This window comes from Alteromonas sp. ASW11-130, from assembly GCF_026183735.1.
Classification (GTDB): Bacteria; Pseudomonadota; Gammaproteobacteria; order Enterobacterales; family Alteromonadaceae; genus Alteromonas.
In genome coordinates this window covers 85200-98217 of sequence record NZ_JAPFRE010000002.1, presented here as the reverse complement: position 1 = coordinate 98217, position 13018 = coordinate 85200, and the positions used below count along the sequence as shown (strand labels likewise).

Below are 13018 nucleotides of genomic sequence, written 5' to 3'. Positions count from 1 at the left end.
ATTACCTGACCTGTGCCATGAGCTCGGCAATGTAAGCTTCGTCTTCTAGCCTTTCTAAATCGATTTCAGGTTGAGAGAGAAGGGCGTCTTTGTCGAGCTTGACTTTAACTTTATGCGATGACCAGTCTATTTTTGCCACCTGGGCGGGGGCAATGACGAATTTATTGCCCCCAGGCATCCAGTTATGCGTGTCAATCACAATTAACTGTATTTGCCAGCTCTGCGGGTCAATAAGAAAATCTTCAACATGTCCGGTTTCTTCTTCGCCCGATGCCAGCTCATATCCATGTACTTCGCTACAGGCTCTCAGATGATTTACCACATTTGGGTGATCATCTTGCTGCGTTTTATCTAAATCTACGTTAGCTAATTCTGTCGGATGGGCAAAATCTCCCCAAGCACCAGGTCCAATCCAGTAGTAGCCATACCCAAAATATTTGAATAACGTTTCTTCATATTCGCGCGATACCGGTTTATGTTCATCGATGGATGGACTGTCCTTCAACTCTTTACGGGTCATGTTTACATGGATTTTTTCTTCTTTCGTATCTAGCTTAAGAATTGCAATGGGGGGGAGCACCACCTTACGGCTCAAAGGAAGCCAAGTATTGGTATCGGCATAAAAATACCGGATTACAAAGTCTTGATCGTCAAACAGAACATCTTTGCAGCCACCAATGTCACCGTCAGTTGCGTGGATGGCAAAGCTGGTGAGTTGATTGTATGAAATTAGCATATCGCTTCCTTAAATTTCCTACCTCCACTAAGTGTAGAGTGAAATCTGCGTTTTAACTCCATTCGTTGAAAATTTAAGGAAGGATCAGTGAAAATGTAACAAAAAAGCGAACCTGTGAAGATGATTCGCCTTTTCCTTTAGGCAGTATTGCTTATTAAGCTACATCAAATGCTTCGTCAGTATAATCCTCATCATAATCAGATTGATTACTGGCTGAACTATGTAACGTGTAAAAATGCTTCTTACCGCGGGCCAGATGGACGTATTTTTGCCATGCTTTTTCCAGTGAGTTAGCGGCCGCCGATTTGCCTTGTATAAATTCGACAAAATGTTTTTCGTCATCAGATTCAGGTGTTAACTCGCCGCGCTCAAACGCAAGCAAGCTGTTACCATACTGGGTTAGTAAATCAGACTCAGCAATACTGAAATCGCCTGATTTGCGAAATCCATAAGGAAAATGTTGACGGTCGATAAATGGTTTAGCAGAAATGCGAATTTCAGGGGCTTTCATAATCATTCTCACACCTGTTAATGAACTCAGGCTGACTTTTAATAGAGAAAATAAAAAAAAGAAAACAAAAAAATTTGTCCCTGACCATAAAAATTTTTGTTCGAACAGTAGGTCAGCCGATGAAGGGCAAATTAATTGTCCCGCAAGACCTGTTTTTCACTTATTAGAGGAACATAACCGAAAATCTGCTTGCAATGATTGAAAAGCTCGGTTAAAAATTATTCATCGATACGACAAATATTATTCATTTCCTATTTTTATTGATCGCATGATAATGCGCATGAAACTATCACAATGAGGCTACAATGAGTAAAGACTATCGTTACCAGCGAGAAGAATGGGACTCGGTAGAAGATGAAGGTCGTCCTGCAAAGAAGGGCATTGACCGTCGTCATTTGGTTAAAGATAAACAAAAGAGAGATCTTCAGCGAAAGGAAAAACATCGCCGTCTGTATCAGGGCTAATCATAACATCCTTATTATCATCTGAAGATGTCATTTAATTTGGCATCTCGCACCACTTTTTGCCAGTGGTAAATCAGCCTTTAAGGTTTACATGCTAGTGAATCTGTGACAGCTTATGTCTCAGATTCACTTCTATAACTGATTTCCATGGATATTCGTTTCCTCACTACTTTTATTGAAGTAGTCAATACCCGTCATTTTGGAAAAGCGGCTGAGAATTTATATCTTACCCAGTCTGCTGTTAGCGCACGTATAAAACTGTTAGAAGAATATTTTCATACATCGTTGTTTGAACGCCACCGGAACAGCATTCAGTTGACGCAGGCGGGTGAAAAGTTGCTTCCGTATGCTCAGCAGCTTTGCGATACTCTCAAGCAGGCAAAACGCGAACTTCAAGCACAAACTGCAGAATATGTTGTGCTTGGTGTTACGCAACTGGCATGTGATTTACGGTTAGCCGACATACTTCGTTTTTTACATAGTGATTTCAGTGATTGGTCCGTTAAAGCGGAAGTATTAACATTGGATAATCTTACGCGACAATTACACGAACGCGTCGTCGATTTTGCGTTATCCACGGAGCCGTTAAAAACTGAAGATGTAATATGTCATCAAATAGCCTCTATACCGCTGGGGCTTTTCAATTTAAATGATACCACAGCGCCTACGTCGGGAGATTTCATCGCAATAGATTGGGGGAGCAAAGCTCACGAATCATTGTTGCACTCCCATGCGGATTTACGCGATGCGAAACTACAAACAAACTCACTCAATATTGCTATATCGACTTTAGCATCCGAGGGAGGAGTGGCAGTATTGCCGATGCACCCAAACGAACGTTCAATTCATTTTCCCAAAGCAAAACTGCAGACAAAGCTGGAGGGTGTGAGTGTAACACTCTATTTAAGTATGTTGAAAACCAGTAAGCGCGAAGGGCTACCAACTATGTTTTCAGCAATCAAAGATTGGACGAATACGGTACAATAACATTTAGAACGATACATAATTTTGAATTTACTGATTTGCATGAGAAAAATATGGCTAAAGATAATCATCCAATACTGACATTAAATCCAGAGCAGCGACTGACTGAAACGTTAAAACTAATTGAACAAAACAAACAAATTTGGATCCTTACCGATCAGCATGGATGCGTGATGCTTAACACGGAAGATGAAGAAGATGGTGTGCCTGTTTGGCCTGAAAGTGAGCTTGCTGAGCTTTGGGCCACTGATGAGTGGGCGGATTGTGAACCGTTAAGTATTACATTAGAAGACTGGATCAAAAAGTGGCAACCTGGACTTGCGGAAGATAACTTACTCGTTATGGTATGTCCCCTACCCGGAGAGGAGGGAGAAGTATTATCGCCAGAGGAATTTTCGGCTCAACTAGGTTAAAACAGTTTTTGCTAGTGGACGGTTAGCTAACAAAAAAAGGCATGAATCTGCGCAAGGCACATTAATGAAGGAGAGTTATGTTATGCTTTCCAGATTGATGTAGGGCAGGGTATATGCCTTTCTCTTTCTTTTTACTTTTTACTTCTTACTTCTCTCTGGTGCAGGTTGATTAACTTTAGAGTACACCCAATTTCGTTCATTTTTACGCCAATAAATTTTCGACAATTTGGTCTGCCAAAAAGGTAACAAACTGTTACGGGTAGTGCGCACACATTATTGCGTGTTGCTATTAACAGAGAGGATGTTGAGTAGATAATGTCAAAAACGAACCCCTGAAGGTCGGATTTTACCGCAAACATACCTGATCCCAATGTTCGCTGATTTCGTTGAAATAGCAACCACATGCCGAAGTATTTTCAACATTAGATAAGGGGATAGTCATGTATACAGAGCTACCGACCATGCAAGATCTTTTTGTGCAACTGGGCTTGGATTCAAGTGAGCAGCAAATAAATTCATTTATTGAAAAGCATCGAGGTTTGAATGACAGCCGTCATATTGAAGATGCCCCTTTTTGGAATGACTCCCAGGCCGAGTTTCTTAGAGGTGCATTGCTCGAAGATGCTGAATGGGCTGAAGTGATTGACCAACTAAACGTACAACTCCATCAGCATTAGAAGAAGTTTTTAACCTAAAAACCGCTGTAATATACCCTTCTCAATATGGCCCAAGTTGAATTGTTTTGAATTCAACTTGTTGGTGATCTATTATTCAACATTAAACCCGCATATTCCTAAAACAGTTTGTATTACAGGTCTCATATTTAGGTGGATGATTATACTATTTTGTTTGTAAGTTTATTCGCCTTTAGCCGAGTCCGTAGGAGGTATGTGTCGTAATGAAGTATGGGTTAGCTTTCCTTATTGTTTTATTCTGGACTTTCGCTTCAAATGCTGAGCCTGTAGTTCCAAATCCTACTTTTAAATATCTTTCCTCAAAACACGGCCTATCACAAGATAACGTAAACAAAGTAGCTATTGATCAGGACGGCTTCGTTTGGCTAGCAACAGATGGCGGTCTGAATCGATGGGATGGATACCGAAACGAAGTTATTCCTGGCCCAAATAATGTGTTTATTAATGCAAGTATTAAATCTTTATTTATCGACAGTAAAAATGACCTGTGGGTAAGCACCGCTGGCAATGGGATCTTTCGGTACGATTTGTATGAAAATGAAGTGGAAAATGTAATTCGTCGAGCGTATAGCGAATCGGCAAGGTGGATACAGTCCGCAAACGGTTTTTTCGAAAGTAGACCCGGCGAGTTAATTATCGCCTTAGATGAAGAAGTCGTCCGATATAATAGCCGTCGTGACGAAATAACCGTGCTATATCAATTTCCAGAATCTGCGCTAGAAACGGAACAAAGCATCCGTGTGGCCAGTCTCTACCAGTCAGTATTATTTATTGGCGCAACCCATAAGTTTTTAGCCATTGATTTGAATCAAAAAGACGCTAGGCCGAAAGAGATTGACTATCTGGGCGACGTTACCCCAACGTTAGACAATATCAATGTGAAGCATTTTCTGTTGGATGAAAATAAGCGGTTCTGGGTGGGGACGGTAGAAGGCCTGTTCGAAACAAACTTAGAAGAGCTGGTCAATTATGTACGTCATGGTAACGCTGCTCCGACATTTAACCACATCATCCGAGAGTTAAATATTTGGGAGCAGGTGGAGGATATTGATGGGAGCTTTTGGCTAGGCACTAACATTGGACTCGTTAAGTTAGAAACCAGCCAGGGTAAATGGCAGTGGCATCAGTTACTCGAACCCGATAATGAAAAAATTAAGCTTTCTAATACTTCAATTAAAACGATTGCCATCGACGTAGCAGGCAATTTATGGCTCGGCTCTGTTAACGGGGGAGCCCTATATTGGTCTCCTAAAACATTGTCTATTAAGACCATTCAGAATGGTATTAATAATGAAACTATATTGAGCGACAACGCAGTTTGGAGTTTCTGGCAACAGGATAGTGAATTTCTATGGGTAGGGACTGAAAATGGACTTACGCGCCTTAACCTTGCGACTGACAAATCAGACTTTTACCTTACTCGCGGCAACAAAAAGTTTTATGATTCTGTACTAGTAGAACGCATTTTTCCCGCCCCTCAAGATAAGTTAATTGTTCAGACATATGATTCGCTAAAGCTGTTTGATAGAAAAAGTAATTCATTGACGTCGCTGCCGACGCAAAGTACTCAATCCGCAAAGGTATTTAATCAATTTATTTATGGGGCGGGAAGAGACAGCCAGGGCAGAATTTACTTCATCGCTGATAAATATTACCGTTATGACCCCCAGCAGCAACTGCTTGAATCTTTGCCATTACCTGAAAGCGAATTCGATCCGCGTTTTGGGGCGAGCTTTCTAAACGAAAGCTCTCATTATAAGGGAGAGATTTTTTTATCTACTTTAGATGGGTTATGGCTGATTGATACCGAAACATTTTCCACGAGAAGTGTATTCCGTTTCACTCAGGATCAAAAAAATAATGATGCTGCTATTTCTTCCTATGCTATTGCAAAGGGCAAGTTGTGGGTAGCCTTTCCTCGATACGGTATATTTGGGTTAGATGCTAAAACGTTTGAAATCAAAAATAAGATTAATGAGAAAAATCTTCTACTTTCAAATATCGTGTATGGACTGACGGTCGATAAAAACGATAACCTGTGGTTTGGTTCACATTCAGGCTTACATCACTATTCAATTACAAAGCATCTATTGAAGAATTATCGTTATGGTAAAGAACTCGCCGTTTCAGAATTTAATGAAGGAGCCGCTTTAAAACTGAATGACGATCGTCTGGTTTTCGGTTCTACGAATGGTATGTTGCTTTTTGCTCCTGAAAAAATTCTTCAAGATGCGGAAGAAAGTCGATACTCAATGCCTTTAGTTATTACATCGGTGGAACTCGATTCGCGTCCACTGAATACAGCCATGAAAAACCTTTCTAGTGGTCACTTCGACCTTGATTATACAGATTTTGGTATGACTATTAATTTTTCAGCGAATATGTCAAGTTTGGCTGGCGATTTACAATATCGCTATCGTCTTATCCGAGAGGGTAAAGTCGTAAGTGAAGGAGTGACTCGTGAGCCACGGATAACCTTTGGTTCCTTTTCAGCAGGGAGCTACAGGTTTGAAGTTGCACCTGATAAACAGCATGTAGATTTTACGTTATTACCTGCGGCTATCTCGTTCAACATGCCATATGCACCTTTTCAGTCTCCCGTAGCCATTGGCAGCTTCATCGTTTTGGGAATGCTGTTCGTAGCAATTTACCTCCAGCATCGTCACAACCAAATTCTTCGTCTCAATCGAGCACAAAAACAAGTGCGACTATTCGGGGAGGCGTTTAAGCAAACGCGGGATTGGGTGGTGATATTTGATGAGAAAAAAGATCCCTTAGCGATTAACCCCGCTTTTGAAACGATTTTTGGCCTGTCCTCGGGCAAGGATCTCGTTAAGCAGTTCCAACGGCTATATAAACGATTCCCCAACCTGGAGCACCAATTTGATGAGCGCTTAAATAGCTTATCGGCCGGAGATTACGTAAAAGAAGAGGGGCAAGTAGAGGGAAGTGACGGTCAAAAGTATGATGTACTGATCGATATTACAGCCGTTTCGGATGAAACCACTGCGGATAAAATTGACCACTTCCTGATGGTGTTTTCTGATATCTCTATCCAAAAAGACGCCGAAAGAAAACTCTTAAAAATAGCCAACTATGATGCACTAACAGGTTTAGTCAATAGAAGTTTGTTGTTGGATAGATTAGATCACGGCATCGCCTACGCTCGACGTCATAACACTCAAGTCGCGGTATTGTTCGTCGACTTAGATAGATTTAAAGGGATCAATGACTCACTGGGGCACGACTATGGCGATAAGTTGCTCATGGTAGTGGCGAATAGGATGCTTAATATTGCATCTGAAGACGATACTGTAGCACGGCTTGGTGGCGATGAGTTTGTTATTGTTTTAGAGGGTGTGGCAGGGTTTGAAGCTATTTCACCGATTGTGACACGTTTAATTGAAGCAATCGAAATGCCTATCTCTATTGGGAAAGAAGTTTTGCGGGTTTCTTGTAGTATTGGCATCTCTTTTTATCCTGATGACGGTAAGGATTCAAGCGAGCTGTTAAAGCAAGCGGATGTGGCTATGTATTCAGCGAAGAAAGATACACTTTCCGGCTTTACCTATTACACACAAGAAATGAATGAAGTCGCTAAGAATAGGTTGCAACTAGAAAATCTTGTGAAACTTGCGTGGCAGGAGCAGGGTTTCTTCAACTATTATCAACCCATCGTGAACACTACCTCAGGTACGACAGAGGGGGTGGAGTTATTATTGCGGTGCCGTGTACAGTCGACCACAATTGGCCCCAATGAGTTTATACCGGTTTTAGAACAGCTTCGTTATATTATTGACGCAACACGGTTTGCGATGGAACGGGGAGTCGAAGATTTGAAACTTTGGTATGACCAGGGTTTTACGGGGTATATGTCGGTAAATTTATCTGCTTTGCATTTTAAAACAGAATTTGATTTAGACAGTGTTGTTCAACTTCTTAAAGAACACGACTTGCCTGTCTCAGCCTTGCGCTTTGAGATTACTGAGGGTGTGTTAATCGATAACGCAGATGACGCATTACGGCAGGTTAAACGATTTCAAGATGCGGGATTTGTTTTGGCTTTAGATGATTTTGGTACGGGATATTCGTCCCTTAGCTATCTTAAGAAGTTTCCACTCAATGTGTTGAAAATAGATAAAACATTCGTTGACGATGTTAACGAAGAAAATGTTGACCAAGCACTTGTTATAGCTACGATAAATTTAGCGAATAAGTTAAAGCTACAATGTGTTGCAGAAGGTATTGAGACAGAGTTTCAGGCTCAATATCTTGCTGACAACTGGTGTACGAGCCAACAAGGTTATTACTATTCGGAGCCCGTTGCAGCTAATGATGTCGCCGAGCTGCTTTTTAGACGATGGTAGATAATATACGTATGCAAAATGTTCGACATGCTATACAAGGATATTGAGTTTTAATGATTTTGTATGGTAAGAATGGGTTAAATGCATAACCATAAAATAAATAAGCATCAGGAAATTAAAATTGAATAGGACACCTACATCATCATTCGTCAGCCATAAGCCAGGGGTCATGTCTCCGCTGGAGAGATTGTATCACTGGGAACAATCAAGAAAGGACGAAAATTATCTTTCTCAGCCTGATCAAGGGGAGTATCGGCATTATACGTGGGGGCAGGTTGCGGATCTTGCCAGACGTGTGGCTGCCAGAATTAATGAAAGGAACTTGGCGCCAGGTAGTCGCATTGCCATCTTTGCTAAAAACTGTGCTGAATGGTTTATTACTGATTTAGCAATAATGATGTCTGGGCACATCTCTGTCCCTATTTTCGCGACCGCTGGCGAAAGTACTATAAAACATGTATTAGAACACGCGGACGCCAAGCTGGTATTTGTCGGCAAGTTAGAAAATGCCGAATCACAACTTGCCGCAATTGATAGTCGTTTCCCGACAGTATCTTTCCCGTATCCCGGAACGCCAGCGAACTATAGTTGGAACGAGTTTATTGATTGCGATCCTATAAAAGACTCTCCCATTCCAGATATGCAGTCTACCATGACAATAATTTACACTTCCGGAAGTACGGGAGTGCCTAAAGGAGTTGTGCATACTTATCATTCAATTTGTTGGGCTGCGCAAAATTGTATAGAGCCACTCACAACCACAAAAGAAGATAAATTATTAAGTTATCTTCCCCTGGCACACATTACCGAACGCGTACTTATCGAACTTGCCAGTTTGTATTCGGGTTCGCATGTGTCTTTCGTTGAATCCTTAGATACTTTTCAACGCGACGTGCAGGCATCGCGACCTACATTATTTGTTTCCGTGCCGCGGCTTTGGACTAAATTCCAGATGGGCATTTTAGCGAAATTGCCACAGAAAAAACTTAATCTGCTATTACGCATTCCAGTCATTAATAAGTTGATAATTAAAAAAATCAAAAAAGGATTGGGATTAGATAAAACGCGTCTCTTTGCAAGCGGTTCGGCGCCCTTAGCTCCTGCCACGATTGAATGGTTCGCTAAAATAGATATCCCCATTTGCGAAGGGTGGGGGATGACCGAAAACAGTGCTTACGGTACAGCAAGTGTCCCTTTTCGGCATGACAAAATTGGTACTATTGGAAAGGCTTACGCAGGTGTCACTATCCGCACGTCACAAGAAGGCGAAATTCAGGTAAAAGCGCCTTGTAATATGAAAGAGTATTACTTGGATGAGGAAAAAACCAAAGAAGTATTCACCGAAGATGGCTATTTACGTACGGGTGATAAAGGCGTCATCGACAACGAAGGGTACGTAAAAATTACGGGTCGTTTGAAAGATATCTTTAAAACTGCGAAAGGAAAATACGTAACCCCGGCCCCTATAGAAGCGAAACTAATGGAAAATGCCTATATTGAACAAGTATGTGTTACAGGCAATAATTTACCCCAACCCATAGCATTAGTGGTGCTGGGCGAAGAAGCGCGGCAAGTGTCGTCTGCTGAAGTCGATACATCACTTAAAAACACGTTACACGAAGTTAACAGTCAGCTTGAGAGTCATCAGCGAGTAGCGCGTATTTTAATTATGCAAAATGAATGGAGTATCGATAATGGGCTCTTAACGCCCACGTTAAAAGTAAAAAGACATGTGCTTGAATCTAGGTTTGATTCTATTATCCAGGCGAAGTATGGATCCGAAATTGCTCGGATAGAGGCATAAAATCCGACTCGAGTGGGTATATTAAACAAGTTTAATGTTTTCTGCTCACTCACTCTTATCACCCCACACTTTCTTCGCCAATCTAACTGGCTGATTTATCTCATTAAAAACACTAGTGATTTTTCTTGCCACGTCAACTTCACCAGTTGATCTAAAAAATAGTCAAGAGAGAAAAAGTTATTTTTACGTATACACTTATGATAATAGGTATGATTTTACCCAGTGTAAAACCATTGCCTTATTCGCGCGCACACATTACATTTCGCGCCCCAACTAGAAATAACAAAGAGAATCGCTATGAAAAAAGCAACGATGATAACCTCACTGGTCGCTGGGACGATGTTGGCTATTGCTCCTAACGTATTAGCAGACGTTGTCGTTATTGTGAATCCGGCTAATAGTAGTGCGGTAGATAACGAATCTGTAAAACGAATTTTTCTTGGAAAAGAGAAGAAATTTCCTGGCGGTGGTTCCGCTACACCGATTAATCAAAAAAATGACGCGGCATCACGTAATCAATTTGATGAGCAGGTTCTTGAGCGTAACTCAAGTCAAATATCAGCATATTGGTCAAAATTAGTTTTCACCGGTAAAGGTACGCCCCCTAAAGAAGTGGCTGACGATGCAGCTGCAGTAGCGGCAGTTGCCTCCGATCCTTCAGCGATTAGCTATGTGGATAGCAGCGCTGTAACCGATGCCGTGAAAGTTATTCCAGTTAAATAAGTCAGGAAGAGAATTATGCGTAAATTATTTTTATTAAGTGCTGTGGCACTTGCAGTGAGCTCCGGTGCGCAAGCTGAAGTTCGTATTAACGGTTTTGCCAACCTTGTAACCGGTATAACTAGCAACGATGACACGCTTTATGGTTATGACGACGATTTTTCATTTGACCAACAGAGTTTGTTTGCCATTCAATTAAGTGGTGATGTAAATGAAAAGCTGACTGCAACAGGTCAGCTTGTGGCACGTGGCGAGAATGATTATGAGGTAGATTTCGAATGGGCGTATATGACTTATGCACATACGGATAATCTTAGTATATCGGCTGGTCGTTTACGTGTGCCGTTGTTTCGTTATTCAGCATCCCTAGATGTAGGCTATTCTTACCACTGGGTGGCGCCGCCACAGTCGGTCTATGGCGTAGTGTTCAATAATATCGATGGTGTAAGAGTTGATTACAACAATTTCAAAGGGGATTTAGAATATAATTTTCAATTCGCCTACGGTAATATTAATCCTGCGTTTTCTGTGGGGGGCTTACCAGGCAATGTTGAAGGAAACAATGCAGCTACGGCCACTTTAGAAGTTGCCTATGGTAATTTCAAAGCGCGAGGTGTTTTAGGAAGGGGTGATTTCACTTTTAATCTTGATGCGCTATCGCCGGCTTTGTCGGGGCTAAATCAAATCGATCCTGCATTAACAGATCTTGTTGACGTTAGGGACGATACCGGTGTGTTTACGGGGTTAGGCCTGGAATACGATAACTTTGACTGGTTTATTTCAGGTGAAATTACTGAGATAACAGTTGATGATAGTTATTATGTCGATAGAGTGAACTATTATGTTACAGCGGGAGTGCGACTTGACAAGTTCACGCCGTTTGTTACGGCTGAATGGACTGACGCTGAAGACGACATTAAGTTCTTGGACGAGGTAACTAATTTTCCTGAACCGATTCGTACCCAGGCTGCTACGATAATTACCGGCCTCCAACAGGCATTTTTTGACAAGGGTAATACTTACTCTCTCGGAGTACGCTACGATTGGGACACAAATGTGGCGCTTAAAGCCGATGTTACCAAGTATGATAGCGATTTAAATGATGCCGATGATGCCTCATTGGTACGCTTCGCGGTTAATTACGTATTCTAGTAACTACCAATGCTTAAAGGAAAAGGCGATGCAATAGGCATCGTCTTTTGCATTTTAAACACCTGACATTGTATAACGTTACTGATTCTGAAGTTGATTACAGGTTCTCCACCTGAGACTTTTCTTTATTCTTGCTTACTCTTCTCTTTTCACACGTATCTCGATGACAATAGGTATGCTGTTGAAATGAAACCGCTAGTGCCTTTTTAGGTAAGAAAGATGAGTGATTGACCTTGAATAATGGAAGCTAAATTAAAGGGTTGGTCTTGTTAATTTACGTTGTGGCGTCAGGAAGTATGTTAGGAAATTTTCACCAATACATTGAAATGGAGGAACCAGTCATGAGAACTGATTCCAGTATTGGCTAGGGATACATCTTCCTGCGCTTCTTTGCATAATGTTTAGGAGAACTGATTAGTTCGGATAACGATGTTTCAAAGCCTGGTATAGGTCGTCACTATAATGCGTCGAATTAATATCCAGAGTAGCAAGAACCTCAACTAAATGTTCGTTGTCTTCACGGTTGTGCCAAACCTTAATATAACTCCCTTCCTTATAACCATGATCTTGTCTGAAAAAATTAAGTACATTTTTACCTACATATTGTCGATAAAGCGCTTCTCCTGACATTTCACATTGCTCAGCAATATGCATAAACAACGGTACGCTAAACCGCTTCGCCGCACATAATCCCGTCATTAGTTCTAAATTATCCAGTAAAGATTGAGAATCGGGGGTATAGTCTTTACCATCAAATTGCACGCGGGGTTGGGATTGTGCTAACTGAGCAGAAATAGCATTCGCTGCCGCCTCTATATCCCCAGCGTAATCAATGATGCAGGCTGACAATGCAAAGTGCCAAATATCTACCAGTTCCATTTGCAGTTGGGGGAGATCTTTTTGGTGTGCTTTCCACCATTTCCAACCATGGTGTTCGATAGCCTCTACCGATTCTACCATGGCTGCGCGCAGGTAACCGTAACCCGCTGTCAGCCACTGGTCGTTGACCTTCGTATTCATTTTATTTTGTAAACTAAGCATAGTGGCTAATTGTTGTTGTGATAGCATTTGAGACCTGCGCGAACGAATAAAATTTTGACACAAATTGTAACTAAAGGAAGAACGGATAGGAAGCACATAACACGTTACCCATTATAACTGCAGCATTGGAT

General features: G+C 41.4%; 11 protein-coding genes. 8 read left to right on the top strand and 3 right to left on the bottom strand.

From position 1 onward, the window contains the following. Window position 1: 1 nt before the first annotated feature. Window positions 2–736 carry a PRC-barrel domain containing protein gene (locus tag OPS28_RS00400; RefSeq protein ID WP_265607426.1) on the bottom strand — a complete coding sequence of 245 codons (735 nt, stop codon included), beginning with the start codon at window positions 734–736 and terminating at the stop codon, window positions 2–4. Window positions 737–890: 154 nt separating this feature from the next. Then, window positions 891–1253 (bottom strand): DUF413 domain-containing protein, encoded by a 363-nt coding sequence (maoP, locus tag OPS28_RS00395; RefSeq protein WP_265607425.1) that lies wholly within the window; start codon window positions 1251–1253, stop codon window positions 891–893. 299 nt (window positions 1254–1552) lie between these two features. Between maoP and OPS28_RS00390 the strand changes: the two genes are divergently transcribed. The 8 genes from OPS28_RS00390 to OPS28_RS00355 all read left to right on the top strand — a co-directional run bounded on the left by OPS28_RS00390 (window position 1553) and on the right by OPS28_RS00355 (window position 11846). Then, window positions 1553–1711: a hypothetical protein gene (locus OPS28_RS00390; protein WP_265607424.1), complete on the top strand. Its 159-nt coding sequence runs from the start codon at window positions 1553–1555 to the stop codon at window positions 1709–1711. A 147-nt stretch (window positions 1712–1858) separates the two neighbouring features. Further along, window positions 1859–2698, top strand: a complete 840-nt coding sequence (locus OPS28_RS00385) for a LysR family transcriptional regulator (RefSeq protein ID WP_265607423.1) — start codon at window positions 1859–1861, stop codon at window positions 2696–2698. A gap of 50 nt (window positions 2699–2748) precedes the next feature. Beyond that, a complete protein-coding gene (locus OPS28_RS00380) occupies window positions 2749–3108 on the top strand; it encodes a DUF2750 domain-containing protein (protein ID WP_265607422.1) in 360 nt (119 codons plus the stop codon). Between the two features lie 440 nt (window positions 3109–3548). Next, the gene (locus tag OPS28_RS00375) at window positions 3549–3785 is read left to right on the top strand and encodes a DUF2789 domain-containing protein (RefSeq protein ID WP_265607421.1); all 237 of its coding nucleotides are present in this window, start codon (window positions 3549–3551) and stop codon (window positions 3783–3785) included. Between the two features lie 221 nt (window positions 3786–4006). After that, on the top strand, window positions 4007–8170 hold the full coding sequence (locus OPS28_RS00370; RefSeq protein WP_265607420.1) for an EAL domain-containing protein: 4164 nt from the start codon (window positions 4007–4009) through the stop codon (window positions 8168–8170). Window positions 8171–8339: 169 nt separating this feature from the next. Next, window positions 8340–9974 (top strand): AMP-binding protein, encoded by a 1635-nt coding sequence (locus OPS28_RS00365; RefSeq protein WP_265607476.1) that lies wholly within the window; start codon window positions 8340–8342, stop codon window positions 9972–9974. A 312-nt stretch (window positions 9975–10286) separates the two neighbouring features. Beyond that, window positions 10287–10697: a phosphate ABC transporter substrate-binding protein gene (locus tag OPS28_RS00360; protein ID WP_442863957.1), complete on the top strand. Its 411-nt coding sequence runs from the start codon at window positions 10287–10289 to the stop codon at window positions 10695–10697. A gap of 15 nt (window positions 10698–10712) precedes the next feature. After that, on the top strand, window positions 10713–11846 hold the full coding sequence (locus OPS28_RS00355; protein WP_265607418.1) for a porin: 1134 nt from the start codon (window positions 10713–10715) through the stop codon (window positions 11844–11846). A gap of 414 nt (window positions 11847–12260) precedes the next feature. Here the strand turns inward: OPS28_RS00355 and OPS28_RS00350 are convergent, their stop codons facing one another. Then, a complete protein-coding gene (locus OPS28_RS00350; RefSeq protein WP_265607417.1) occupies window positions 12261–12914 on the bottom strand; it encodes a dUTP diphosphatase in 654 nt (217 codons plus the stop codon). Window positions 12915–13018: the final 104 nt, after the last annotated feature.

Coding starts and splice junctions, on each gene's coding strand:
- OPS28_RS00400 (WP_265607426.1), bottom strand. CDS start 736: ATGCTAATTTCATACAATCAACTCACCAGCTTTGCCATCCACGCAACT.
- maoP (WP_265607425.1), bottom strand. CDS start 1,253: ATGATTATGAAAGCCCCTGAAATTCGCATTTCTGCTAAACCATTTATC.
- OPS28_RS00390 (WP_265607424.1), top strand. CDS start 1,553: ATGAGTAAAGACTATCGTTACCAGCGAGAAGAATGGGACTCGGTAGAA.
- OPS28_RS00385 (WP_265607423.1), top strand. CDS start 1,859: ATGGATATTCGTTTCCTCACTACTTTTATTGAAGTAGTCAATACCCGT.
- OPS28_RS00380 (WP_265607422.1), top strand. CDS start 2,749: ATGGCTAAAGATAATCATCCAATACTGACATTAAATCCAGAGCAGCGA.
- OPS28_RS00375 (WP_265607421.1), top strand. CDS start 3,549: ATGTATACAGAGCTACCGACCATGCAAGATCTTTTTGTGCAACTGGGC.
- OPS28_RS00370 (WP_265607420.1), top strand. CDS start 4,007: ATGAAGTATGGGTTAGCTTTCCTTATTGTTTTATTCTGGACTTTCGCT.
- OPS28_RS00365 (WP_265607476.1), top strand. CDS start 8,340: ATGTCTCCGCTGGAGAGATTGTATCACTGGGAACAATCAAGAAAGGAC.
- OPS28_RS00360 (WP_442863957.1), top strand. CDS start 10,287: ATGATAACCTCACTGGTCGCTGGGACGATGTTGGCTATTGCTCCTAAC.
- OPS28_RS00355 (WP_265607418.1), top strand. CDS start 10,713: ATGCGTAAATTATTTTTATTAAGTGCTGTGGCACTTGCAGTGAGCTCC.
- OPS28_RS00350 (WP_265607417.1), bottom strand. CDS start 12,914: ATGCTATCACAACAACAATTAGCCACTATGCTTAGTTTACAAAATAAA.